Source organism: Streptomyces sp. Ncost-T10-10d, assembly GCF_900091955.1.
In the GTDB taxonomy this organism is placed as follows: Bacteria; Actinomycetota; Actinomycetes; order Streptomycetales; family Streptomycetaceae; genus Streptomyces.
The window spans coordinates 33,972-59,203 of sequence record NZ_FMDF01000172.1; the positions used below are offsets into that span (position 1 = coordinate 33,972).

The window sequence follows — 25,232 nt, forward strand, 5'->3', positions numbered from 1 at the left end:
ACGCTCCCGGTGTCATGCCACAACCAGCGGCTGGCCCGCGTAGTAGTCGAGCAGGCCGTCGACGGTGCTGGTGCGCGACGGCGGGTGGAAGGCGATCGCGTGGGTCGCCGCGGCGAGGTACGCGATGTCGGAGGAGGAGATGAAGGCCATGCCGCCGAGCATCTCCACGGCCTGTGCGGTGGTCTCGGCGATCAGCTTCTGCACGCCGAACCGGGTGACCAGTGCGGCCGCGAGCCCGTCGTTGTCGGTGTCGCCGTCCATGACGCGCCGGGCCAGTCCCTCGGTGAGCGCGGCCGCGGTCTCGATGCCGACGGCGAGGGCCCCGCGGTCGGAGGCGGAGCCGCGTCCGCGCTTGAGCACCCGGTCGACCAGGGAGCTGGCCATGCCGGTGTACGCGGCGCACACGATCATCTGGAACCAGATCAGTCCGACCTCCTGGAGCTCGCTGAGCTCCTCGGCCAGCTCGGCCGGCGGCTGGAGTATCTGGCGGTCGGTCACGAACACATCGGTCAGGCGGACTTCGTTGCTCTCGGTGCCCAGCAGTGCGCTGGTCTTCCAGAAGGGGTGCACGCTGATGCCGGGGGTGTCGGCGGGCAGGATCAGGAAGCCCATGTCGACCGAGCCGTCCGGCCGGCGCATCCCGACGCTCGCGGTGATCAGGTCCATGGACTTCGACAGGCTGCACGGCTTCTTGGAGCCGGTCAGCAGATATCCGCCGTCCACCGGCCGGGCCTCCATGGTGGGGCTGAGGATGCCTTGTTCGGTACGTCCTTCGGCGAAGGCCGAGGCCACCAGCAGGCGTTCCTGGGAGACCCGTTTCAGCAGCAGGTCGTCGAGGTCGGTGCCGTCCGCGAAGGTGTCGGCGACGCCGAAGAGCGTGCCGATCGAGAAGTGGTGCATGGCGGTCGCCACGGAGAGGGAGGGGGCCGCGGCGCCCAGGGCGCGCACCACCCGGGCTGCCTGCAGCGCGGTGGCGTCCGCCCCTCCGAACGCGGCGGGCACCAGCAGGTTGGATCCGCCGTGGTCCCGGAAGATCCCGACGGCGGGGCTGTTGTCGGACTCCAGCTCGGCGAAGGGGACTTCGTCCAGCCGGTCCAGCAGGCCGGGCAGCAGCGCCTCACAGGTTTCACGGTCGGCTTGCATGAACTGCATTACTGCTCCTCAGAGTTGTGATCCGGCGTCGCGGTCGGCGGTGGCCCCGGGCGCAGCCCGGCGAGCTCGGCGTACGCTCCGAACACCGCCTCGCGCGGCCGTACCCCGGTGGCGCGGGAGACGCCCTGCAGATGAGTGGTGCGCAGCATCGGATAGTTGGCCTCGCCGAAGACGCCGCCGGTGCGTCCGGTGCCGCCGTGCGTCGGCAGATAGGGCAGGAAGCCGATGTGCGAGTCGTTGACCTTGAGCAGGCCGCCGTTGGACACCTCGTCCACGAAGCGGTCGGCGACGGCCTCGTCCCGGGTCCACAGCGAGTTGCGGAGCCCGTAGGGGTTGCTGTTGACGTAGGCGAGCATCCGGTCCAGCAGTTCGCCGTCGGGGGCCGCCTCGGGCACGATGACCGGAAGCAGCGGGAAGAACGTCTCCTCGGCGACCGCCTCGATGTCGCGGCAGTTTTCGAGGCCGTCCACCCGCAGGACGGTCGGTTCCAGGAAGAGGCCCGTGTCGGAGGGCGTACCGTCGGTCTCCATCCGCCGGGCACCGTGCACCAGGGTGGCGCCCTTGTCCAGGGCGTCTTGGACATAGGCGTAGAAGCGCTCGCTGCGCAGTACGGGGGAGAGCAGCGCGCCGGGGTCCTCGGGCAGTCCCGGGCGGATCAGTGATGCGGTCAGCCGCAGCCGTTCCAGCAGCTGTTCGGCGACGGCGGGGTGCACGATCACCTGGTTGGGCACCATGCAGATCTGCCCCGAGCCGAAGAAGCATTCCACGAGGGCCTCGCAGGCGGCCTCCAGATCGGCGTCGTGCCAGATCAGCACGGCGTCGTTGCCGGCGAGTTCGAGGACGGGCTTCTTGCCGTGCGCGACACAGTCGCGCTCCAGCTCCAGTCCGGTGGTCACGCCTCCGGTGTAGAAGATGTCGTCGATGTGCGGGCTCTGCAGCCAGCTCTTGATGGCCGGCCCGGGGCGGGAGCAGAAGACGTTGAGCGTGCCGGGGGGAGCGCCGATGTCGTCGAGGGCGGGTGCCACCAGCTCACGCATCGCGTACATGACGCCGAGCGGTGCGCTGCGCGGGGCCCGCACGACCACGGCGTTGCCGGCGATCAGCGGGGTGATCCCGAACAGTGCGCTGCTGGCGGGCGCGTTCTGCGGCGGGTTGACGGCGACCACGCCGTCCGCGACCCGCCGTACGGTCATCCGCCGGCCGGCGTGCTCGATGCTCTGCTCCATCTGCCGGGCGCACCAGCCGAGGGTCTCCTCGCTGAAGATCTCCAGCAGTCCGGCCACCTGCCATTCGGCGAGTGCCCGCGGGTTGCCTTCGGCGATGAGCAGATCGACGAACTCCAGGTGGCGGCTCAGCAGCCGTTCGCGGATTCCTCTGCCCAGTCCGAGACGCTGTTCCAGCGGAAACCGTGCCCATGCCGGAGCCGCCTCGGCCGCTTTGCGGGATGCCTCCTCGACCGTACGGTCGTCGGCCAGTGCGCAGCGCCCCACGACAAAGTCCGTCGCTTCCGCGGGATCGGCTTTACCACGTTCCAGTTTTCGTTTGAGTGTCAGGCTTCTGAAGACATCATCAAGAATGGATGACGTCTTCACCGTGTAGACGTGTCTTTCTGCGGCCACCTCACGTCCGGCGATATACGAGTCGTAGCTGAGGAACACGGGTCGGGCCGGTCGCGAACCACTCATGGCGACTTGTCCGAAGGTCCCGGTGGGAGATTCCACGATTCGATGTCTTCCTTCCGAGGTGCTGGGCGCTCGACACTGCGGAGACAAAAGCTGCGGATACACGGAAGTGGCCGGAAGCTGCGCGACTCGGCACGTCGGCGATTCTGGCAGGGCGCACTGATACGGCCCTGACAGTGGACTGACCCATCCGGAAACCGGACGGAGCGCGGCTTCGCAGGTGCTGGGTCGGCAGTACGGATTCTTGTCACCGATTCCCGTTTATTTACGAGGGCGTCAGCAACAGGCCAGGAAGGCGATAAACAACCTCTACGGCCGCGGGCGAATCATTCCGGCCAAACTTTATTACAGCTCACGGCCGGGCCAGGAATGGTGAAGTCGACCTGCCTACGATGGGCAAATGCGCGGACACACGATGCCCAGCGGACACACGAAGCCCCATCGAATCGGCCCCATGATCCGGGAGTGGCGCCATCGACGGAATCTGAGCCAATTGGCACTTGCCCTGCTGGCCGAGACGTCCAGCCGTCATCTGAGCTTCATAGAGACCGGGCGCGCCAGGCCGAGCCGCGAACTGCTCCTGAGGCTCTGCGACCAGTTGGGCGTGCCCGTACGCCAGCGCAACTCCCTCATCATGGCCGCGGGTTACGCGCCGGCCTACGAGGAGACGCCGATCGGCGAGTCACCTATGAATCGGGCCAACGAGGCCGTCGAGCGGCTCCTCACCGGGCATGAGCCGTACCCCGCCCTGGTCTTCGACACCGTCTCGGATCTGTTCCGGGCCAACCGGTCGGCGATGGCGCTGCTGGACGGTGTGGCCGATGAACTGCTGCTGCCGCCCGTCAACGTCGTGCGGCTCTCGCTGCATCCGCAGGGCATGGCACGCACGATCACCAACTTCGCCGAGTGGCGCCGGCATCTGCTAGCACGGCTGCGGCGCGATGCCGCGTTCACCCATGACGAGCGGCTCAGCTGCCTGTACGAGGAGGTCCGCGCCTACCGGTACCCACCGGGTCTGCTGGGCACGGAGCCGAACTCCCCGGACACCTCGGACACCCACCAGATCGCGATTCCGCTGCACATCCGCGCGCTGGGGACCGAGTTGAGATTCATCAGTGCCGTGACCACCTTTGTGGCGCCCGTCGACATCACGCTGGCCGAGCTGACCATCGAGACGTTCTATCCCGCCGACAGGCACACCGCCGGCACGCTCCACTCCCACCACTGGAACGATCACCTGCGCGCGGCTGTGCCCGAGAGCTCTCCTCTGCTGCCGACGGGCCGCTGAGCGCACCCGCCGCTGTTGCGGGTGCGCTCAGCGGGGGCTTCCCCGGTGGCCGTGAACTCAGGCGGCTTCCCCGGTGACCGTGCGCTCAGGCGGCTTCCTCGGTGGCCTTCTTCGGCAGCAGCTGGATGGCGACAACGAGCAGCAGTGCGAGGGCGGTCAGATACACCAGCCCGGCGTCCAGCCCGTCCGCCGCGCTCGCCGGGACGGCGTCGGCCCTGCCGTAGTAGATGATGCCGATCAGTGCGACACCCAGCGCGTTGCCCACCTGCATCATCGTGGTCAGAACCCCGGAGGCCGCACCGGCCAGACGGGGCGGAATGCCCGCCAGGACCGTCGAGTTGAGCGGCGCCATCACCATCCCCATCCCCGCCCCGTCGAGCAGCAGGGCCGGGGCGAGCAGCCAGATGTTGCCTTCGACACCGATGCGGGACACCGTGAGGAAGAGCAGCAGCTGACCGACCGCGATCAGTACCCCGCCCAGGGCCAGCGCCTGTCGTCCCAGCCATGCCCCGAGCCTCCGCCCGAACACGGACGTGACGAAGAATCCGGCTCCCATGATCGTGAAGGTGAGACCGGAGTCCAGCGCGCTCAGCCCGCGTCCCTGCTGCAGATACAGCGCGAGGACGAGGAAGAACGAGGCCATCCCCGAGTAGAAGACGATCACTGCGAACAGTCCGACGGTGAAGGCGCGCTGACGGAAGAGTCCCGGATCCAGCAGGGGCGAGCCGCCCCTGGCCGACAGCCGTCGCTGATGCAGTACGAAGGCTCCGAGGAACGGCACAGCGAGGATCAGACACGCCCAGGTCCAGGCCGGCCAGCCCGCCTCCCGCCCTTCGACCAGCGGCAGCACCACGGCCACCAGGCCCAGCGTGACCAGCAGCATCCCGGGGATGTCGAGCCGGCTGGCCCCCTCCGCGCGTGACTCCGTGATCAGCCTGGGGGTCAGCAGCAGCGCGGCTGCCCCGATCGGCACATTGATCAGGAAGCAGCTGCGCCAGCCCAGACCGGCGACATCGGCCTGGATCAGCGCCCCGCCTATCAGCTGGCCGCCGACCGAAGCCGACGCCAGGACCAGGCCGTACGCCGTGAACGCCCGCACACGGGAGGCTCCGGTGTAGGTGACCCCGAGGATGGTCAGCACCTGCGGGGAGAGCACTGCGGCCCCGACGCCCTGGGCGACCCTGGCGAGCACCAGCACCAGGGCGTTCGGCGCGATCCCGCACACCAACGAGGCCGCCGTGAACAGCAGCAGCCCGATGACGTAGAGACGGCGCCGCCCGAAGATGTCGCCCAGCCGTCCCGCCGTGATCAGGCCACAGGCGTACGCCAGGCCGTATCCGGCCACGATCAGCTGGACCTGAGCCGTATTCGCGCCCAGTTCGCTCTGCATCGCGGGAATCGCGACGTTCACGATGAAGAAGTCGAGGACGACCATGAAAATTCCGGCCAGGATCACCGGCAGCGCCAGGGAGCCGGGCCGGTCGGCAGCGGCCCGGCCAGGTTTCGGTGGTGCGGTGTCGACGTCGGTCACAGCGTTCCTCCCCGCGCTCGAACCGGTACGAGTCCGCTCACCTTCCGCGTACGGTGGCGACGGCGTCGATTACCTGGCAGGTAATTGTCCGGGCCACGGCCGGCTGCCTAGCGTCGAGCGGTACGGACGCGAGGCGGGGCCGCGGCAAGGTCCCCGCCCATTGCGGCACAAGCGTGGGAGGGGCAGATGGTCCAGGAGAACGCGGGGCTCGGCGCCGCTTGGTTCCACACCGGCCGGGCACGGCCCGACGCGGCGTGCAGGCTGTACGTCTTCCACCACGCGGGCGGGTCGGCCGCGACGTACGCCCGCTGGGCACAGATGCTGCCCGACGACGTGGAGGTCGCCGCGGTCCAACTGCCCGGCCGGCAGAACCGCCGCTCCACCCCTGCGTTCACCGATCTGGACACACTCGTCGAGGCCGTGTACGAGGCCCTGGAGGACGACCTCGACGGACGCCGCTTCGCGTTCTTCGGGCACAGCATGGGCGCGCTGATCGCCTACCGGCTGACCCTCGCCCTGCAGAAGGACGGTGCCCCCGCTCCCGCTCTGCTCGCGGTCTCGGGGTGGGAGGGGAGCGCGCACCGGCCGAGCCCGGCGCCCGTCGCACAGCTCTCCGACGAGGAATTCCTGGCCCGCGTCGGGGAGTTCGGGGGTCTGCCGCCGGAGGTCACCGGGAACCGCGAACTGCTCGACCTCGTACTCCCCACGCTGCGCGCCGATTTCACCGTGGTCAACGGATACACGGACGACCGTGCGCGGGTCGACTGCCCCGTGGTGGCCTACGGCGGAGCCTCGGACCCGCTCCTGGGCGGGGGCGCCATGGGCGCGTGGGCGGACCGGGCGGACGCGTTCCAGGGGCTCAACGAGCTTCCGGGCGGCCACTTCTACATCTACGAGCAGGCCATGGCGGTGGCCGCGGATCTGGCGCGCCGGCTGCGGCGCGGCGCGGCGGGCCGGCGCCGGGGCTGACACCGGTACCGGTCTCGGCGCCGGTACCGGTCTCGGTACCGGCGCCGAGACCGGTGCGGCAGCCGATGCCGCTCCGGTGCCGGTTTCGGCACCGGCACCGTCGTCGGCCTCAGCCATCAGTGGATCTTGCTGGCCCGCCCGGCCCAGAACCGGTCCCGCAGTTCGCGGCGGAGCACCTTGCCGGTCGAGTTGCGGGGCAGGCCGTCCAGGAAGTCGTACCGGACGGGGATCTTGAAGTCGGCGATCCGCCCCTTCAGCGAGAGCATCAGTTCCCTCGGGGTCGCCCGCGTGCCCTCGTTCAGCACCACGCAGGCATGCACCGCCTCGCCCCAACGAGGGTGCGGGGCACCGATGACCGCCACCTCGGCCACCGCGGGGTGCTTGCCCAGCGCCTCCTCCACCTCGCCGGGGTAGACGTTCTCCCCGGCGACGATGATCGTGTCCTTGATCCGGTCGCAGAGATAGAGGTAGCCGTCCTCGTCGAGGTATCCGGCGTCGCCCATCCGCAGCCATCCGTCCGTCAGGGTCCGCGCGGTGGCCTCCGGGAGGTTCCAGTAGCCCAGCATGACCGCGGCCGACCGCACCCACACCTCGCCGGTCTCCCCCGCCGCACAGGTTTTGCCGTCGGCGACGATCCGTATCTCCACCCCCGGGCACGCACGCCCGGCGGCACGCAGCCGGGGGCTTCCCGGTACGTGGTCGGGCATCGGCAGCAGGGCCACCGCGTTGCCCGTCTCGGTGGCGGCGTACGCCTGCACCAGATCGGCCCCCAGCACGTCGAGGGAGCGGACCAGCAACTCCTCCGCGATCGGCGATCCGCCGTAGACCGCTTTGCGCAGTGTCGCGAAGGTCTCCTTGGACGCGGCGGGCTCGGCCAGCATCATCTGGAGCATGGCCGGGGCGACGAACGTGGTGGTGACGCCCACGTCCCTGATCAATGCGACCGCTTCCTGCGCGACGAACATCCGCATGATCACGTTCGTCACGCCGGCGGTGAACCCCTGCATGGACCAGGACAGCCCGGCGATGTGCAGTCCCGGCAGCCCGATCAGGCTCCTGTCGCCGGGTTTCCAGTCCACCCAGTCCAGGCCGTTGTCGTCCATGGCGCGGCCCAGCGCGAAGAAGCTCCGGTGGGGCAGGACCACGCCCTTCGGCAGCCCGGTGGTGCCGCTCGTGTACATCTGGGCGACGGGCTGGGCGGGATCGGGGCGATAGCCGGTGCCAGAGTCCGGGAAGGCGGACTTCCAGTCCAGGAAGCCCGCGCCGCGCCGCCCGTCGGTGTCCATGCCGACGACGCATTTCAGTTCCGGCAGCTCGGCCTCGATCTGCTCGGCGGTGGCGCGGTACTCCTCCTCCACGAAGAGCAGCCGGGCGCAGGAGTCGCGCAGCTGGTGCTCGACCTCGCTCTCGGTGAGCCGCCAGTTGACCGGTACCAGGACGGTGCCGCTCTTGGCGCAGGCGAAGGCGATCTCGTAGTAGTACTGCGACTCCATGCCGAGGAACGCGACCCGGTCGCCGGGAGCGAGCCCCGCGGCGAGCAGGGCGTGCGCGGCACGGTTGCTCTCACGGTCGAGTTCGGCGTACGTCACCTCGGTGCCGAGGTGGATCATGGCGACATGATCGGGCCGGACGGCGGCGTGGTGTCCGGGGATGGCGGCGAGTGTCTCTGGCGTGGCCTCGTCCATGGTCTCTCCATCAACAGGTCCGGCTGATCGGAAGGTTGCTGCCCGGCCGGGTGCGGCGCGGGGTTCAGTCCGAGGTCAGCCGCTGCTCGGCGAACTCGGCCAGGGAGCGTGCGCTGGGGTGGTCCATGACCTCGGACACCGTGGTCCGCCGGCCCAGAGCCGTGCCCAGCTGTCCGCTGAGCCGGGCGGCGGCCAGCGAGTCGAGGCCCAGGTCGAGGAAGTGCGCGCCGGGCTCGATCTCCGCGGGGTCGTCGAACTGGAGCTCGGCGGCCATCAGCGCGCGGATGTGCCCGGTGAGGGCGGCGAGCCGTTCGCCCTGGTCCATGGAGAGCAGCCGTCCGGTGTCCAGCTCCGCCGGGGCGGTGGCGACGGGCCCGGTCGACGGGCCCTCCGGTGCGGTGCTCGGCCGGGCGTCCGCTCCGGCCCTCGGCGAGAAGCGGCGCGGGTTCGCCGACCGGAGCCAGTACTCCTGGCGGTCGAAGGCGTAGCCCGGCAGCACCACCCGCCGCATCCGCCGCTCCGAGTGGAAGCCGGTCCAGGACACCGGGTATCCGGCGGCGTACAGCTTGGCGACCGACGACAGCAGCGCCAGGTCGTCCTGCTGGGCCGGACGCAGGCTGGGCAGCCAGGTGTCGCCCGGGGCGTCAAGGTTCTCCCGGGCCAGCGAGGACAGCGTGGCGGACGGCCCGATCTCGATGTACGCGTGCCTGCCGCGCCGGGCCACGGTGCGCATCCCGGCCGCGAAGTCCACCGGTTCGGCGATGTGCCGGACCCAGTAGTCGGGCTTGGAGATGTCCCGCCACCGGGCCACCTGGCCCGTGAGGTTGGAGATCAGGGTGAACTCGGGCTCGTGGAAGACGATGTCGTCGAAGGCCGCCCGGAACTCCTCGGTGACCGCGTCCATCAACGGCGAGTGGAAGGCGTGCGAGACGGGCAGCCGCTTGACCCGGACGCTCTTGGCGGACAGCTCGGCGATCGCCGCGTCGAGCGAGGCGGCGCCTCCCGAGACGACGCACTGCGTGGGTGTGTTGTACGCGGCGACGGCGAGGTCCTCGTACGGCTCCACCAGGGCGGTCGCCGTCTCCGCGTCGGCCCCGACGGCCGCCATGCCGCCGGGCGCGGTGACCGAGTCCATCAGCCGCGCCCGGATCGCCACCAGCCGGACCGCGTCGCCCACGGTGAAGAGTCCGGCGACGGTCGCCGCGACCACCTCGCCGATGCTGTGTCCGATGACGGCGGAGGGCCGCACGCCCCAGGAGAGCCACAGCCGCGCCAGCGCGTACTCCAGGACGAACAGGGCGGGCTGGGTGTACCGGGTGCGATGCAGCTCCTCGGCGTCCTCGCTTCGGCCGAACATCAACTCCCTGATGGAACGGCCCAGATGAGGGGCGAACAGCTCGTCCAGCTCGTCGACGGTCCGGCGGAACAGCGGGTGACGGCCGTACAGGGCGAGGCCCATGCCCGGGTGCTGCGCCCCCTGCCCGGTGAACAGGAAGACCGCTTTGCGTACGGCCTCCGGCCTGTCGGCCGTGGGCCTGGCGGCCCGGTCGGCGAGCAGCGCGGAGAGACCCGCGTGGTCGCGGACGACTCCGGCGATCCGGTGGTCGAAGTGGGCGCGCCCGGTGTTGCCGGTGTAGCAGACGGCGTCGACGGGCAGGTCGGGCCGGTCGGCCAGCAGCCGCTGGTAGCGCTCGATCTGCAGGGCGAGGGAGCGGGCCGACTTCGCGGACAGTGTGAAGACATGACCGCTCTCCCGGCCGGCGCCGGCGGGCCGCCCGTCCGTCTCACGGTTCGCATCCCCGGGCAGGCCGTCCGTCTCACGGTTCGCGTCCCCGGTCGGGTCCACCTGCTCCCGGGCGGGGGCGTCCGTCTCGGCGGGCGCCTCTTCGAGGACCGCAGAGGCCAGAGTTCCGGCGAAGCCGAAAGAGTTGACCATCGCGCGACGGGTGCCGGACGTCCAGGGGCGGGTCTCCGTCGGGATCTCGACCGGGGACACCTCCCAGGGAATGCGTGACGACGGCTTCTCGAAGTTGAGGTGCGGGAAGATCTCGCCGCTGCGCAGCTGGGCGACGGCCTTGATGACTCCGCCGATCCCCGCGGCCGGCTCCATGTGTCCGAGGTTGGTCTTGGACGAGCCGACGATCAACGGATCGTTCCTGCTGTGCGAGTCGGCGAAGACCTCGCTGATCGCACCGATCTCGATCGGGTCCCCGAGAGGGGTTCCGGTGCCGTGCGCCTCCACGTACTGGATGTCGCCGGGCTCCAGCCGGGCGCTGCTGAGCGCCCGCCGCAACAGGGTCTCCTGCGCCGCGCCGTTGGGCACGGTGAGCCCGGCGCTCTCCCCGTCCTGCCCGACGGCGCTGCCCCGGACGAGCGCCAGGACGGTGTCGCCGTCGCGCCGGGCGTCCGAGAGCCGCTTCAGCACGATCATGCCGCAGCCCTCGGCCCGGCCGTAGCCGTCGGCCGCGTCGTCGAAGGTCTTGCAGAGGCCGTCGGGCGAGAGTGCGGTCAGATCGGAGAAGAGCGCGGTGCTCCGGGGGTGGTGGATGGCGTTGACCCCGCCGGCCAGGGCGATGTCGCACTCGCGGCGGCGCAGTCCCTGGGCGGCGAGGTGGAGTGCGACCAGGGAGGCGGAGCAGGCGGTGTCCACGGTGATGGAGGGCCCGCGCCAGCCGAGGAAGTACGAGAGTCTGCCGCAGATGCCCGAGTGCGAGACCCCGGCCGCGATCCGGCCGTCCAGCTCGTCGTCGGGAAGCTCGTCCATCTCCATCACGTAGTCGAGGGAGCTGGCGCCCACGTAGATGCCGCCGTTTCCGTGCCGCAGCGCGGTCGGGTCGATCCCCGCGTGTTCGAGGGACTCCCACGCCGTCTCCAGCACCAGCCGCTGTTGCGGGTCCAGACAGTGCGCCTCGGCCGGGGCCGTCCTGAAGAACTTGGGGTCGAACCGTTCGAGGCCGTCGAGGAAGCCGCCGCCCGTGGTCCGGATGACGCCGCGGCCCTCACCGGAGGCGTATGCCTCGACGTCCCAGCGGTCCTTCGGGAGCGGGCCGATGGCGCTGCGCCCCTCGCGCAGGAACTCGGTGAATTCCTCCAGGGAGTTGTTCCCGCCGGGAAAGCGCAGGCCGACGCCCACGATCGCGATCGGCTCGTACTTCTCCCGCAGCAGGTCCTTCAGGAGTTCGCGCTGCTTGCGCAGTTCCTCGTGAGCCTGCTTCAGGGCGCTTTCGCTGGTCGCGTCGTCCGGATCTGCCATGTCTCCTACCCCTGGTAGAGGTTTTTGAGGGCTTCGTCGAGCAGCGCGTCCGCCGAAGGGTCGGCCGGGCTGGGTGCGGCGGCGGATGCGGGCCCGTTCGCCGACGCGGTCACGCCCGCGGGGCGGAACAGGCCGGGGAGCAGCTCGTCGCAGATGTGGTCCATCAGCCGGCCCACGGTGGGACTGTTGAACAGCAGGCTCGCGCTGAGTTCGTGTCCGATCATCGCCTCCAGGCCCTGCTTCAGATCGGTGATCGTCAGCGAGGTGAGCCCGAGGTCGAAGTAGCTCTCGTCCAGGGGGAGTTCATCATCGCCCTCCATGAGAAGCGCGATCTTGAACTCGGCGACGACGAGGTCCTCCAATGCCTGCCGCCGCTCGGACCGGGGCAGATCGAGCAGGTCGTCCACAACCGTGGCGGCACCCACCGTCTCGGGCCCCGAAGGGCGTTCGTCCACCGCACTCACTGCCATCGCCTCCGCCAGGTCGAGCCTCCGCAAGAGCCCCCGTACCGCGCTTCGTGGGTGCCTGCTCCATTCCAGTCGACGGGCACGAGAGCAGTCCAGCGCCGTCGGAACGGCGGTACGGCCATGTGTCTCCGGCGTCAGCGACACGTCAGCGCGGGGGTGCCGCGGGCATGGCGACGGCCCGTACGGATACAGCTTCCGTACGGGCCGTCGGTGCAGAAGGGCAGTGGGGTCAGTGGTTGCGCGGGAAGCCCAGGTCCACGCCCGCCGGGGCGTCGGCCGGGTCCGGCCAGCGGGTGGTGACGACCTTGCCGCGGGTGTAGAAGTGCACGCCGTCGTTGCCGTAGATGTGGTGGTCGCCGAAGAGGGAGTCCTTCCAGCCACCGAAGGAGTGGTAGCCGACCGGCACCGGGATCGGCACGTTGACGCCGACCATGCCGGCCTCGATCTCCAGCTGGAAGCGGCGGGCGGCACCGCCGTCACGGGTGAAGATCGCGGTGCCGTTGCCGAACGGCGAGGCGTTCATGAGGGCGACGCCCTCTTCGTACGTCTCGGTGCGCAGGACGCACAGGACCGGGCCGAAGATCTCGTCCTTGTACGCGTCCGAGTCGGTGGAGACGTTGTCCAGGAGGGAGAGGCCGATCCAGTGGCCGTCCTCGAAGCCCTCGACGGTGAAGCCGGTGCCGTCGAGGACGACGTCGGCGCCCTGGGCGGCCGCGCCCTTGACGTAGGAGGCGACCTTGTCGCGGTGGGCGGTGGTGATCAGCGGGCCCATCTCGGACGTCGGGTCGTTGCCGGGACCGATCTTGATCTTCTCGGCGCGCTCCTTGATCTTGGCGACGAGCTCGTCGGCGACGGAGCCGACCGCGACGACCGCGGAGATCGCCATGCAGCGCTCACCGGCGGAGCCGTACGCGGCGGAGACGGCGGCGTCGGCCGCGGCGTCGAGATCGGCGTCCGGCAGCACCAGCATGTGGTTCTTCGCGCCGCCGAGCGCCTGGACGCGCTTGCCGTTGGCGGAGGCGGTGGCGTGGATGTAGCGGGCGATCGGGGTGGAGCCCACGAAGGAGACCGCGGCGACGTCCGGGTGGTTCAGCAGCCCGTCGACGGCGACCTTGTCGCCGTGCAGAACGTTCAGCACACCGTCCGGCAGACCGGCCTCGGCGGCCAGCTCGGCCAGCAGGTTCGCGGCCGACGGGTCCTTCTCGCTGGGCTTGAGCACAAAGGTGTTTCCGCAGGCGATGGCGAGCGGGAACATCCACATCGGCACCATGGCCGGGAAGTTGAACGGGGTGATGCCGGCGACGACACCGAGCGACTGGCGGATCGAGGAGACATCGACCCGGCTGGAGACCTGGGTGGACAGCTCGCCCTTGAGCTGGGTGGTGATGCCGCAGGCCAGCTCGACGATCTCCAGACCGCGGGCGACCTCGCCCAGCGCGTCCGAGTGCACCTTGCCGTGCTCGGCGGTGATCAGCGCGGCGATCTCGTCGCGGTGGGCGTCGAGCAGCGCGCGGTAGCGGAAGAGGACCGCGGTGCGGGTGGCCAGCGAGGACGTGCCCCAGGTGGCGTAGGCGTCCTTGGCGGCGGCGACCGCGGCGTCGACCTCTTCGAGCGAGGCGAGCGCGACCTGGGTGGTGACGGCGCCGGTGGCCGGGTCGGTGACCGGGCCGTAGTTGCCCGACGCACCCTCGACGGTCTTGCCACCGATCCAGTGGTTGACGGTCTTCATGACAGAACTCCTTCAAAGGTGGTGGCGTCGGTCGGCGACGTGACGGTCGTACTCTTCCCGGGCTTTCACGGCCGACGGCCGGGTGGCCGTTTCGGCTACAGGAACATCCCACCACGCCTGCGCCGGAGGGGGGCCCGACACTGTGTCTGCCGTTTCGGTCTCGACGTAGACACAAGTGGGACGGTCCGCAGCGCGCGCCTCGGCAAGGGCTTCGCGCAGGTCACGCACGGTCTTGGCACGCAGCACCCGCATTCCCAGCGAGCCGGCGTTGGCCGCGAGGTCGACGGGGAGCGGGGGGCCGGTGAAGGTGCCGTCCGCGGCACGTTGGCGGTAGGCCGTTCCGAAGCGCTCACCGCCGACCGTCTCGGACAGGCCTCCGATGGACGCGTAGCCGTGGTTCTGCAGGATGACCAGCTTCACGGGGAGTTCCTGCTGCACCGCGGTGACGATCTCGGTGGGGTTCATCAGATACGTGCCGTCGCCGACGAGGGCCCAGACGGGGCGGCCGGGGGCGGCCAGCTGGACCCCGATCGCGGCCGGGATCTCGTAGCCCATGCAGGAGTAGCCGTATTCGACGTGGTACTGGTGCGGGGAGCGGGCCCGCCAGAGTTTGTGCAGGTCGCCGGGGAGCGATCCGGCCGCGTTGATCAGGATGTCGTCCTCGGTGACCAGGGTGTCGAGGAGGCCCAGGACCTGGGCCTGGGTGGGGCGGGCGTGCGGGTCGTCGGCGGTGAACGCGGCGGTGACGCGCCGCTCCCATTCCTCCTTGGCCTCGGTGTACTCGGTCTCGTAGGACGGGTCGACGCGGTGGTTGCGTGCGGCGAGCGCGGCGGTGAGGGCTTCGAGGGCGGTGCGGGCGTCGGCGACGAGCGGGAGCGCTCCGAGCTTGTGTGCGTCGAAGCCGGTGATGTTGAGGTTGAGGAAGCGGACCGCCGGTTCGGAGAAGAGCGTGGCGGAGGCGGTGGTGAAATCGGAGTAGCGGGTGCCGATGCCGATCACCAGGTCGGCGGTACGGGCCAGCTCGTCGGCGGTCGCGGTGCCGGTGTGGCCGATGCCGCCGACGTCGGCGGGGTGGTCGTGACGCAGGGAGCCCTTGCCGGCCTGGGTGGCGGCGACGGGGATACGGGTGGCGGCGGCGAACGCGGCAAGGGTCTCCTCCGCCGCACTGTGATGGACGCCGCCGCCTGCCACGATCAGCGGCCGACGGGCGCTGCGCACGGCCCGTACCGCCCGGTCGAGCTCGTGCGGGTCGGGGGCCGGCCGGCGTACGTACCAGATGCGCTCGGCGAAGAACTCCTCCGGCCAGTCATGCGCCTGCGCCTGCACGTCCTGCGGCAGCGCGAGCGTGACCGCGCCGGTCTCCGCCGGGTCGGCGAGGGTCCGCATGGCCTGGAGCGCGGCCGGGATCAGGGCCTCGGGGCGGGTGATCCGGTCGAAGTAGCGGGAGACGGGACGCAGACAGTCGTTGACCGAGATGTCGCCCGCGGACGGGACCTCGAGCTGCTGGAGCACGGGGTCGGCGGGCCGGGTCGCGAAGGTGTCCCCGGGCAGGAGGAGGACAGGGAGGTGGTTGATGGTGGCGAGGGCGGCGCCGGTCACGAGGTTCGTGGCGCCGGGTCCGATGGAGGTGGTGACGGCGTGCGCGGAGAGCCGGCCGGACTGGCGGGCGTAGCCGACGGCGGCATGCACCATGGCCTGCTCGTTGCGGCCCTGGAGATAGGGCATCGCCCGGCCCGACTCGACGAGCGCCTGACCGACCCCGGCGACATTGCCGTGGCCGAAGATGCCCCAGGTGGCGCTGATCAGGCGCTGTCGCCGGCCGTCGCGCTCGGTGTACTGGCGGGACAGGAAGGACACCAGGGCCTGGGCGGTGGTGAGCCTACGGGTGCGTGGTGCGCTCACGAGGTCGCCTCCGGTCCGTAGAGCGGGAGTCTGGGGTCCACCGGCTGCGACGGCCAGGTGTCGCGGATCCAGCCGTGGTCGGGGTGGTCGCTGATCAGCCACTCCCGCTGCTCCCCCGGGCCCGCCATCACATTGAGGTAGTAGAGCGTGCGGCCGGGGGCGGCAATGGACGGACCGTGCCAGCCGTCGGGAATGAGGACCGCGTCGCCGCTGCGGACCTCGGCCAGGACGTCCGTACCGCCGTCCCTCGACGGCGACACACGGTGGTAGCCGAGGCCGTCGTTCTCCACCTCGAAGTAGTAGATCTCCTCCAGCACGGACTCGACGCCGGGGCGGTGCTCGTCGTGCTTGTGCGGTGGGTAGGACGACCAGTTGCCGCCCGGGGTGAGTACCTCGACGGCGATCAGCCGGTCGCACTCGAAGGTGTCGGCGGCGGCGAAGTTGTTGACCTGGCGGGAGCAGTTCCCGGAGCCGCGCAGTTCGACGGGTACCTCCGGCGCGGGGCCGTAGCGAGCGGGGAGTCGTCGCTCGCACTTCGCTCCTGCCAGGGCGAAGCGGCCTCCTGCGCCGGAGGCGATCTGTGCATGGGCGTCACGCGGTACGTACGCGAAGTCGGATACCCCGCTGAACACGCTTTCCCGGCCCAGCAGTTCAAAGATCTCACCTGAGGTGTGCACCGTACAGCCACCGGTCAATGGCAGAACGATCCATTCGCTCTCCCCGGTGACAAGCGTGTGAACTCCGCCCGGCCCCAGCTCCAGCACACGCAGGCTCGACCGGTCCCAGCCGGCGCGCTTCGGGTCGATGTCGAGGGCGTAGGGGCCGCTCGCCGCGCTCCCGGCTCCGAGGTGGTACCGCGGTTCGTTGTGCGTCGTCATACCCATTCCCTACTTGATACCCGGTCCCCGCCCGTTCCTCTCGGCTCCAGCAGCGATACGGCCGTGTCGACGGCCGCGGCCACCTCACCGTCGGCCGGGTAGAGCAGCGAACGCCCCACCACCAGGCCCTGGACGGTCGGCAGTTGCAGCGCCGTGCGCCACTTCTCGAACGCGCCGTCCAGGTCGTCACCCACCTCGCCGCCCAGCAGCACGGCGGGCAGCGTCGAAGCCTCCATCACCCGGGTCATGTCGTCGGGGTTCTCGGTGACGGGGACCTTGAGCCAGGTGTACGCGGATGTCCCGGCCAGCCCCGAGGCGATGGCGATCGAGGTGGTGACCGCCTCGGCGCCGAGGTCGTTGCGGACGTGGCCGTCCATGCGGCGGCAGAGGAACGGCTCGACGAAGACGGGCAGCCGGTGCGCGGCCATGGCGTCGATGGCACGGGCGGTGGCGTGCATGGTGTCGAGCGAGCCGGGGTCGTCGTAGTCGATACGGAGCAGCAGCTTGCCCGCGTCGAAGCGGAGCCGGGCGAGGTCCTCGGGGCGGTGGCCGGTGAAGCGGTCGTCGAGTTCGAAGGCGGCGCCCGCGAGTCCGCCGCGGTTCATCGAGCCGACGACGACCTTGTTCTCCAGTGCGCCGAGGAGCAGCAGGTCGTCGAGGATGTCGGCGGTGGCGAGGACTCCGTCGACACCGGGGCGGGAGAGGGCGAGGCAGAGCCGGTCCAGGAGCTCGAAGCGGTTGGCCATGGCCAGTTCGCGGTCGCCGACGGCGAGGGAGCCACGGGCCGGATGGTCCGCCGCGATGATCATCAGACGGCCGCCGCTGCCGACGAGGGGGCGTCTGCGGCGTCGCGCGGCGGCTTCGGCGATGGCCTCGGGGTGGCGCATGCGCAGCTGGACGAGTTCGGAGACCGAGGAGGCCGGTGGCGTCATGGAGTGGCTCCGGTGGGGCGGGAGGTGACGGCACCTTCGGTCAGGGCCGCTTCGACTTCGTACGGGAACGGCATGGCGGACGAGCAGGCGAGCCGGGAGGCGACGATGGCGCCGGCGGCGTTGGCGTACCGCATGATGCGTTCGGTCTCCCATCCTGCGAGCAGCCCGTGACAGAGCGCCCCGCCGAAGGCGTCACCGGCACCGAGGCCGTTGACGACCTCGACGGGCAGCGGCGGCACATCGGCCACCGTGCCGTCGCGGTGGACGGCCAGTACGCCCTTGGGGCCCTGTTTGACGACGGCGAGCTCGACGCCCGCGGCGATCAGGGCGCGGGCGGCCGCGTACGGTTCGCGCTCGCCGGTCGCGATCTCGCATTCGTCGAGGTTGCCGACGGCGACGGTGACATGGGCGAGCGCCTCGCGGTAGCGGGCGGTGGCGCCGGACGCGGTCCCGGGCATTTCTTCTGCGGTGTCCCAGAACATCGGGCGCCAGTCGAGGTCGAAGACGGTGATGCCGGACCGGTCGCGGGCGCGCAGGGCGGCCAGGGTCGATGTGCGGCTCGGTTCGGCGCACAACCCGGTCCCGGTCATCCAGAAGACCCGGGCGGACCGCACCGCGTCGAGGTCCAGCTCGGACTCGTGGATCTCCAGATCGGGGGCCTTGGGCTGCCGGTAGAAGTAGAGCGGGAAGTCGTCCGGCGGGAAGATCTCGCAGAAGGTGACCGGTGTCGGATACGCGTCGACGGGCGTCACCCACCGGTCGTCCACCCCGAACTCCCGCAACTGGTGGTGGAGATACTCCCCGAAGGCATCCCGGCCCGTGCGGGTCACCACGGCGGTCCGCCGGCCGAGCCGGGTTGCCGCAACGGCGACATTGGTCGGCGAGCCGCCGAGGAACTTCCCGAATGTCTCGACCCGGGCCAGCGGCACGCCGGTCTGCAGGGGGTAGAGATCCACACCGATCCGGCCCATGGTGATCACGTCGTACAGCTCAGGCATATGCATCCCTTCGACCGGCGACCGGGGCGGCTGCTCCCAGGTCTAGCCCTCCCCCGGAACCCTGTCAATGCTTTGTCCGGACATAAGGACGAATGATTGACACGCGTCTGCCGGGCCGGGAGGCTGGGCCGCATGACCTCCTCCGCATTGGCTCCGGCCCGTATCCGTATCGGCTCGGCACCCGACTCGTGGGGTGTGTGGTTCCCCGACGATCCGCGGCAAGTGCCCTGGCAGCGTTTCCTCGACGAGGTCTCCGCGGCGGGTTACGAGTGGATCGAGCTCGGCCCGTACGGCTATCTCCCGACCGACCCGGCCCGCCTCGCCGACGAGACCCACCGACGCGGGCTCACGGTCTCGGCCGGGACCGTTTTCACCGGATTGCACCATGGAACGGACGTCTGGGACCGGACCTGGGCGCATGTCGCCGACATCGCGGCACTCACCCGGGCGATGGGCGCCGGGCATCTCGTGGTCATCCCGTCGTTCTGGCGCGACGACAGGACGGGAGAGGTCCTGGAGGACCGCAACCTCACCGCGGAGCAGTGGCGCAGCCTCACCACCCAGACGGAACGACTGGGCCGCGAGGTGCAGGACCGTTTCGGGCTGCGCATCGTCGTCCATCCGCATGCCGACACCCATATCGACAGCGAGGAGAACGTCAGCCGCTTCCTCGACGCCACCGATCCCGAACTGGTCTCGCTCTGCCTCGACACCGGCCACTACGCCTACTGCGGCGGCGACAGCGTCAAACTGATCGAGACCTATGGCGAACGGATCGGCTATCTGCATCTCAAGCAGGTCGACCCGGAGATCCTGGCCGAAGTCATGGCGGACGAAGTGCCGTTCGGCCCCGCCGTGGCGCGCGGAGTGATGTGCGAACCGCCGGGCGGGGTGCCCGCGCTGGAGCCCGTACTCGCAGCCGCCCGCAAGCTGGATGTCGATCTCTTCGCCATCGTCGAGCAGGACATGTACCCCTGCCCGCCCGACAAGCCCTTCCCCATCGCCCGCCGCACCCGGGACTTCCTCCGCTCCTGCGGCAGCCCGCACCGGGAACCCTGACACGCCGAGCGGCCCCGGGAAGTGACGTAGTGGCGGTACGCGGTGTTGTCCTCGGTGAGAGTCGGTGCGCGGCCCCGGCCGCGCCCCACCACCACCGCACACACCACCGCACCAGGAGCAACTCGCCATGATCCGGAAAATGTTGTCGTCCCGCAGGACGGCCGGGGCCTCGGCCCTGGCCGTCGTCGCTCTGGCCGCCGCCCTCGCCGCTGCCCCGGGCGCCTCGGCCGACGAGCACAACCCGCCGCCACCGCCCGGCTCGAGCGCGGTCTGCGTCTTCTACGACGGCGACGGGCTCACCGTGTACGGCGACCGGGGCGATCGGGTCTCCCAGGTGCAGTGCATGCTGGCCAACCGCCACTATCTGCCGTGGTCGGCGCTCGACGGAACGTTCGGACCGCAGACCCTCCTCGCCGTACAGCGCTTCCAGGCGGACAATCCGCCGCTCGTGCCGGACGGCCTGGTCACCCCGGTCACCTGGTCGGCGCTCTGGCACGCGGGACCGACCCGCACGACCCCTCTCCCCTACCCACCGGTGTGACCCGGCACGCGGCACTCCTCTCCCGTGGCCCCGTTGGGCACCATGCATGGCTTCTGTAACAGAGATCACACTCTCGTCACACATGTCTCCGTTACGCGGGTCTTCCGTCACAGGCGCTCGACAGCCCCTCCCCGGAACTCTCCCCCTGTCGTTGCACCGGGCGCAGGCTGAGTGATCGTCAGCGTCCGCGCCGCAGCTCCCCCGACGGCCTGCCCGGCTGCGCTGCGGCGCAGAGAGGTGTCATACATGACGGACAGAAGACTCTGGTCCTACAAGGACATTGCCGCGCACATCCGGGTGCAGCCGGACACCGTCCGCTCCTACCGCAAACACGGCCTCCTCCCGTCACCCGACCATGTGGAGAGCGGCAAGCCCTACTGGTACGCGGACACCATCCGCGCCTGGGTCGCCTCAAGACCCGGCAACCGAGGACGCAGGGACTGACACCTCCGGCGCCCCGTACGGGGAACGACTCCCACCTGCCGCCGTACGGGGCTTCACTCCTTCGCCGCGGTGTACGTCCCACCGCTCGACGGCTGGATGATCGTCACCCCTGGCCCGGGCGCCGTACCCATCGCGGCGAGCGCCGCCGGGGCCGCGTCCAGGCCGATGGTGGAGGTCACCAGCAGATCGGGGCGCAGGGTACCGGCCAGGATCATGTCCATCATCGGCGGGTACGCGTGCGCGGCCATGCCATGACTGCCGAGCATCTCCAGCTCCAGGCCGATCACCCGCGCCATGGGCACGACGGGGTCACCGGCGGCCGTGGGCAGCAGCCCGATCTGCACATGGCGGCCCTGTCGGCGCAGGCTCCGCACCGAGGCGGCACAGGTCACCGGGGAGCCCAACGCGTCGAGTGACAGATGGGCCCCGCCGCCCGTCAGTTCGCGTACCGCCTCGTCCGCCCCGCCCGGGTACGCGGACGCGTCCACGCACTCCACCGCGCCGAACGCCCGCGCCAGGTCGAGAGCGCCCGCCGAGACATCGACCGCGACGACCCTGGCCCCACAGGCCACCGCGATCATGACGGCCGAAAGCCCGACCCCTCCGCAACCGTGCACCGCGACCCACTCGCCCGGCGCCACCCGCCCCTGAGCCACGACCGCCCGGAACGCCGTGGCGAACCTGCACCCCAGACCGGCCGCCGTGGCGAAGGACAGGCCCTCGGGAACGGAGACCAGATTGACGTCGGCCTGCTCCAGCGCCACGTACTCGGCGAACGAGCCCCAGTGGGTGAAGCCTGGCTGGGTCTGCCGCTCGCAGACCTGCTGGGCCCCGGCCGCACAGGCGGGACAGCGGCCGCAGGCACAGACGAAGGGCACGGTGACCCGGTCGCCGGGTCGCCAGTTGACGACACCGCTCCCCACCGCCTCGACCACACCGGCGAGTTCATGACCGGGCACATGGGGCAGGGTGATGTCGGGGTCGTGACCCATCCAGCCGTGCCAGTCGCTGCGGCACAGCCCGGTGGCCTCGACGCGGACCACGACGCCCTGGCCGGACGGGCTCGGGTCCGGCACTTCCCGCACCCTGGCGTCCTGCTTGAACTCCTCGAACACCACTGCTCGCATCGACCCAGCCCTTCGTTCAGCCCCGTTGTCCGCTCCGTGCCCGTCGTCCGGGCGGCCGAATCTACGCTCCGCTGGTGATCTTGTCCCGCTCCGGAGCGTCCTTCGATATCTCCTCGGCCGGCAGCGGCAGGGACGTCCCTTCGCTCAGGCCGAACCTCCGGTGGAAGGCCCGGAGCCGAGCGGGTGCCCACCAGGTGGCCTTGCCCATCAGCTTCATCACGGAAGGAACCAGCAGGCTGCGCACCACCATGGCATCCATCAGCACGGCCAGGGCGATACCGAGGCCCAGCATCTTGGTGTTGGCCACCCGTGACGTACCGATGGCGACCATCACCACCGCCAGGATCACGGCTGCCGCGGTGATCAGCCCGCCGGTGTGCCGCAGCCCGAAGGTCACCGACCGCTCGTGGCCCCCGGTGCGGTCGTACTCCTCCTTGATCCGGGAGAGCAGGAAGACCCCGTAGTCCATGGAGAGTCCGAAGGCGACGCAGAACATCAGCACCGGCAGTGTCGTCTCTATGTCCCCGGTGCTGGTGAAGGAGAGCAATCCGGACAGATGCCCGTCCTGGAAGACCCAGACGACCGCTCCGAACATCGCCGTGAGACTCAGCGCGTTGAGCACGACCGCCTGGAGGGGGATCAGCACGCTTCCGGTGAGCAGGAAGACGAGAAGCAGTGTCACCACGACGATGATGCCCACCGCCCAGGGCAGCCGGTCCGCGATGGCGTGCTTGGAGTCGACCAGGACGGCTACCGTGCCCGTCACCGAGGTGTCGAAGGGGGCGGGCTCGGCCCGGAGGTCCTGGACGAGCTGCTGGGACTCCTCCCCCACGGACTCACCGTCGGGCAGAACGCTGAAGTAGGCGAACCGCCCCGTCGTGACCGGCCCGTCGACCCGCAGCACACCGGGAAGGCCGGTGATCCTGCTGCGGTATTCGGCGTACTGGGCCGGCGTCGCCGCACCCTCCGCGAGTACTGCGAGGCCGCCGCCCGGGCTGCCCGGGAAGCCGTCCCGGATGTGCTGCTGGACGACATGCGACTCGGCGGTCGCGGGCAGCTGGCGGTCGTCCGCCGTACCGAACTTCACCCCGAGGAAGGGCAGCCCGAGCAGGACGAGACCCACGGTGGTGACGGCGGCGAAGACCGGCGCCCGACGCATCACGAGGGCCGCGAACCGGCCCCACCCGCTGCCGGATCCGGCTGCGGCGGTCGCGGACAGGTCGACACGCCCGCCCGTGCCCCCGGCCCCCGTCGCAGCAGACGGCGCAGATCCAAGGAGTTGACCCGTGGTCCGAGCAGCATCAGCGCGGCCGGCAGCAGGATCAATGCGGCGGCAGCCGCCAGCAGCACCACGGCGATCCCCGCGTAGGCGAACGAGCGCAGGAAGTACTGCGGGAAGACCATCATCGCGGCGAGCGAAACCGCGACGGTCAGCGCGGAGAACAGCACCGTGCGCCCCGCGGTGCGCAGCGTCGCCCCCACAGCCGCCCGGGTGTCCGCCCCGGCCGCGAGCTCTTCCCTGAACCGGCGCACGATGAACAGCGCGTAGTCGATGGCGAGCCCGAGGCCGAGGGCCGTGGTGAGGTTCTGGGCGAAGACCGAGACGTCGGTGAATTCGGTGATGCCGCGCAGCACGGCGTTGGTCCCCAGGATTGCGACGATGCCCACGCCGAGCGGCAGCAGGGCGGCGATCGCACTGCCGAAGACCATGACCAGCAGCACGAGCGTCACCGGCAGGGCAATCATCTCGGCCCGCAGCAGGTCCTCCTGGATGATCGTCTGCATCTCGTGCCGTACGGCGACCGGGCCGCCGACCGAGACCTCCACGGGGCCGTGCGCACCACGGTATGCGGGGGCTATCCGGTCCAGGACCTCGCCCATCGCCTTGTCGTCGCCCTCTATCCGGGCGGCGATCAACGCCTCCCGCCCGTCCTCGGCACGTAGCGCGGGTGACTTGCTCTGCCAGTACGAGCCGACGCCCGTGATGTCCTTCTCTCCGGCCAGCCGTTCGGCCAGCCGGGCCGCCTCGGCGGCCACCGCGGGATCGTCGACCGATGCGCTGCCGCTGTCCACGAGCAGCAGCAGATTCGGCTGGGATGCGGGGAACTCGCGCTCCAGCGCCTTGGTCGTATAGGTCGATTCGGCGTCCGGGGCCTCCCAGCCGCCGCTGCCCATCCGGTCGGCCACCCCGCTTCCCGCGAACACGGCGAGCGCCGTGATGACCAGGGCCGCGAGCAGCGCGAGCCGTGGCCGCGCAGTGACGAAGCGGGTCCAGCCCCCCAGACGCTCCGGACTGTTGACTTCAGGCATGGCGCGGTGTCCCCTTCCCCCCAGATCCGGCGGCGCGAGACGGCCACACGGAGTGGCCGCGCAGGGCAGCATGGATCAGTCGTTGCCAATTACACTGGCAAACACGAGTCATCGCTCGCGTTTCACCAAGAATGCGAGCGACCGCTCGTGTTTGTCAATCGCGTCATGAAAGCTGGGGATGACCGTGTCGGAGGCCAGAGCGAAGGGCACCGGTGGTGCCAGGGGCACGGGCGGCGCGGGCGGCACCGCGAACCCCCCGGCCACGAGCGGCGCCGGGAGTGCGGGCGGCAGCGCACACAGCGCGAGCGACACCGGCAGCGCACGTCCCGAAGCGGCCGCCGGTGCCACCCGCCCCCGCCGCCGCCAGGCCCGCGGCGAAGCCCGTATCACGCAGCTCCTCAGAGCGGCGGCCAACGTCTTCTGCACAACCGGCTACACCGCGGCGAGCACCAACGCCATCGCCCGCGAGGCAGGCGTCTCACCGGGCACGCTCTACCAGTTCTTCCCCAACAAGGAGGCCATCGCCGTCGAACTCGGCGACCAACTCCTGAACCGCTGGCGGGAGACCTACGGCGCCGCATTCCTTCCGGACCATCTGACGCTCCCGCTGGACCGGATGCTGGACGCCACCCTTGACCCGCTGATCGCCTTCAACTGCGAGAATCCGGCGTTCACCGTCCTCATGCACGGCTCCGAGATCCCCGGAATCACCCAGGGGCACGACGCGCTGCACATGACCATGCTCGACCGCGTCGAGGCGATCCTCGGCGACTACCTGCCGGACACTCCGCCCGCCCAGATCACCCGTATCGCCAACATGATCTTCATCCTCTTCAAGGGCGGGCTCGACCTGATCATGGCCCACGAGGGCGATGAGCGGGACGCGTACATCAGGGAGCTGAAGACCGCATTGCTCCGCTATCTGGAGCCACTGGTCTGTTGACTGCACCAGCGCGGAGTGCGGCTCGACCCGGTGGTGGCGCCCGGTCGAAGATCGCCCCATGTTTGTACAGAGGACGTCCCGTACGCATCGGGGTATAACGGATGGCCGAGTTCGGCTGCCGCGGATCGGGGCGGCACTTGCCGGCGACAGCCCGTCGTTGCCGTGGGTTGTGGCGGATGGCGCGGGTCGGGAGATCGTGCCTGCCAGCACCTGCTCTCGGACCGGATGCCTGGTGACGTGAGCCCACTGACCTGCCGGAGCTACGCGTACGACCTGCTGCGCTGATACCGACCTCGTGACGAGGCCGCTCCCGGTGAGCCGGACCGAGGCATTCAAGGCCGT

The 25,232-nt window shown here is 70.3% G+C and carries 18 protein-coding genes and 1 pseudogene; 6 read left to right on the top strand and 13 right to left on the bottom strand.

What is annotated here, in order from left to right; translation table 11 throughout:
* Positions 1 to 12: 12 nt before the first annotated feature.
* Together GA0115254_RS31435 and GA0115254_RS31440 are read right to left on the bottom strand one after the other, a co-directional pair.
* On the bottom strand, positions 13 to 1,152 hold the full coding sequence (locus tag GA0115254_RS31435; RefSeq protein WP_093898663.1) for an acyl-CoA dehydrogenase family protein: 1,140 nt from the start codon (positions 1,150 to 1,152) through the stop codon (positions 13 to 15).
* Positions 1,152 to 2,642 carry an aldehyde dehydrogenase family protein gene (locus GA0115254_RS31440; RefSeq protein WP_370740973.1) on the bottom strand — a complete coding sequence of 497 codons (1,491 nt, stop codon included), beginning with the start codon at positions 2,640 to 2,642 and terminating at the stop codon, positions 1,152 to 1,154. The genes GA0115254_RS31435 and GA0115254_RS31440 overlap by 1 nt, the downstream gene beginning before the upstream one ends.
* A gap of 592 nt (positions 2,643 to 3,234) precedes the next feature.
* Here GA0115254_RS31440 and GA0115254_RS31445 point away from each other — a divergent pair.
* Positions 3,235 to 4,122, top strand: coding sequence for a helix-turn-helix domain-containing protein (locus GA0115254_RS31445; protein ID WP_218105594.1), 888 nt, complete (start codon positions 3,235 to 3,237; stop codon positions 4,120 to 4,122).
* Positions 4,123 to 4,207: 85 nt separating this feature from the next.
* On the opposite strand, the gene GA0115254_RS31450 is transcribed toward GA0115254_RS31445, so the two are convergent.
* Positions 4,208 to 5,653 (bottom strand): MFS transporter, encoded by a 1,446-nt coding sequence (locus GA0115254_RS31450; RefSeq protein ID WP_256102871.1) that lies wholly within the window; start codon positions 5,651 to 5,653, stop codon positions 4,208 to 4,210.
* Positions 5,654 to 5,839: 186 nt separating this feature from the next.
* Between GA0115254_RS31450 and GA0115254_RS31455 the strand changes: the two genes are divergently transcribed.
* Positions 5,840 to 6,622 carry a thioesterase II family protein gene (locus GA0115254_RS31455; protein ID WP_093898664.1) on the top strand — a complete coding sequence of 261 codons (783 nt, stop codon included), beginning with the start codon at positions 5,840 to 5,842 and terminating at the stop codon, positions 6,620 to 6,622.
* A 116-nt stretch (positions 6,623 to 6,738) separates the two neighbouring features.
* On the opposite strand, the gene GA0115254_RS31460 is transcribed toward GA0115254_RS31455, so the two are convergent.
* The 8 genes from GA0115254_RS31460 to iolC form a co-directional block, all read right to left on the bottom strand.
* A complete protein-coding gene (locus tag GA0115254_RS31460; protein WP_093898665.1) occupies positions 6,739 to 8,307 on the bottom strand; it encodes a long-chain-fatty-acid--CoA ligase in 1,569 nt (522 codons plus the stop codon).
* Positions 8,308 to 8,371: 64 nt separating this feature from the next.
* Complete coding sequence (locus tag GA0115254_RS31465; protein ID WP_093898666.1) at positions 8,372 to 11,560, bottom strand: type I polyketide synthase; 3,189 nt, start codon at positions 11,558 to 11,560, stop codon at positions 8,372 to 8,374.
* A gap of 5 nt (positions 11,561 to 11,565) precedes the next feature.
* Positions 11,566 to 12,030, bottom strand: a complete 465-nt coding sequence (locus GA0115254_RS31470; RefSeq protein ID WP_093898685.1) for an acyl carrier protein — start codon at positions 12,028 to 12,030, stop codon at positions 11,566 to 11,568.
* Between the two features lie 226 nt (positions 12,031 to 12,256).
* Entirely contained in the window at positions 12,257 to 13,756 is a 1,500-nt protein-coding gene (gene mmsA, locus GA0115254_RS31475) for a CoA-acylating methylmalonate-semialdehyde dehydrogenase (protein ID WP_093898667.1), read from the bottom strand.
* 12 nt (positions 13,757 to 13,768) lie between these two features.
* On the bottom strand, positions 13,769 to 15,658 hold the full coding sequence (gene iolD, locus GA0115254_RS31480) for a 3D-(3,5/4)-trihydroxycyclohexane-1,2-dione acylhydrolase (decyclizing) (RefSeq protein WP_093898668.1): 1,890 nt from the start codon (positions 15,656 to 15,658) through the stop codon (positions 13,769 to 13,771).
* Positions 15,655 to 16,536 (bottom strand): 5-deoxy-glucuronate isomerase, encoded by an 882-nt coding sequence (gene iolB / locus GA0115254_RS31485; RefSeq protein WP_093898669.1) that lies wholly within the window; start codon positions 16,534 to 16,536, stop codon positions 15,655 to 15,657. The genes iolD and iolB overlap by 4 nt, the downstream gene beginning before the upstream one ends.
* Positions 16,533 to 17,468 (bottom strand): Cgl0159 family (beta/alpha)8-fold protein, encoded by a 936-nt coding sequence (locus GA0115254_RS31490; protein ID WP_093898670.1) that lies wholly within the window; start codon positions 17,466 to 17,468, stop codon positions 16,533 to 16,535. Before GA0115254_RS31490 ends, iolB begins: the two co-directional genes overlap by 4 nt.
* A complete protein-coding gene (gene iolC / locus GA0115254_RS31495; protein ID WP_093898671.1) occupies positions 17,465 to 18,466 on the bottom strand; it encodes a 5-dehydro-2-deoxygluconokinase in 1,002 nt (333 codons plus the stop codon). Before iolC ends, GA0115254_RS31490 begins: the two co-directional genes overlap by 4 nt.
* 132 nt (positions 18,467 to 18,598) lie before the next feature.
* Between iolC and GA0115254_RS31500 the strand changes: the two genes are divergently transcribed.
* The 3 genes from GA0115254_RS31500 to GA0115254_RS31510 all read left to right on the top strand — a co-directional run bounded on the left by GA0115254_RS31500 (position 18,599) and on the right by GA0115254_RS31510 (position 20,510).
* Complete coding sequence (locus tag GA0115254_RS31500; protein ID WP_093898672.1) at positions 18,599 to 19,525, top strand: sugar phosphate isomerase/epimerase family protein; 927 nt, start codon at positions 18,599 to 18,601, stop codon at positions 19,523 to 19,525.
* Positions 19,526 to 19,652: 127 nt separating this feature from the next.
* Positions 19,653 to 20,066 carry a peptidoglycan-binding domain-containing protein gene (locus GA0115254_RS31505; protein WP_093898673.1) on the top strand — a complete coding sequence of 138 codons (414 nt, stop codon included), beginning with the start codon at positions 19,653 to 19,655 and terminating at the stop codon, positions 20,064 to 20,066.
* A 246-nt stretch (positions 20,067 to 20,312) separates the two neighbouring features.
* Positions 20,313 to 20,510, top strand: a complete 198-nt coding sequence (locus GA0115254_RS31510; protein WP_093898674.1) for a helix-turn-helix transcriptional regulator — start codon at positions 20,313 to 20,315, stop codon at positions 20,508 to 20,510.
* 53 nt (positions 20,511 to 20,563) lie between these two features.
* On the opposite strand, the gene GA0115254_RS31515 is transcribed toward GA0115254_RS31510, so the two are convergent.
* Both GA0115254_RS31515 and GA0115254_RS31520 read right to left on the bottom strand, forming a co-directional pair.
* A complete protein-coding gene (locus GA0115254_RS31515; RefSeq protein WP_093898675.1) occupies positions 20,564 to 21,637 on the bottom strand; it encodes a zinc-dependent alcohol dehydrogenase family protein in 1,074 nt (357 codons plus the stop codon).
* Positions 21,638 to 21,698: 61 nt separating this feature from the next.
* Positions 21,699 to 23,947: pseudogene (locus GA0115254_RS31520) on the bottom strand (MMPL family transporter).
* Positions 23,948 to 24,131: 184 nt separating this feature from the next.
* On the opposite strand from GA0115254_RS31520, the gene GA0115254_RS31525 reads away from it, so the two are divergent.
* Entirely contained in the window at positions 24,132 to 24,890 is a 759-nt protein-coding gene (locus GA0115254_RS31525) for a TetR/AcrR family transcriptional regulator (protein ID WP_256102872.1), read from the top strand.
* Positions 24,891 to 25,232 lie beyond the last annotated feature (342 nt).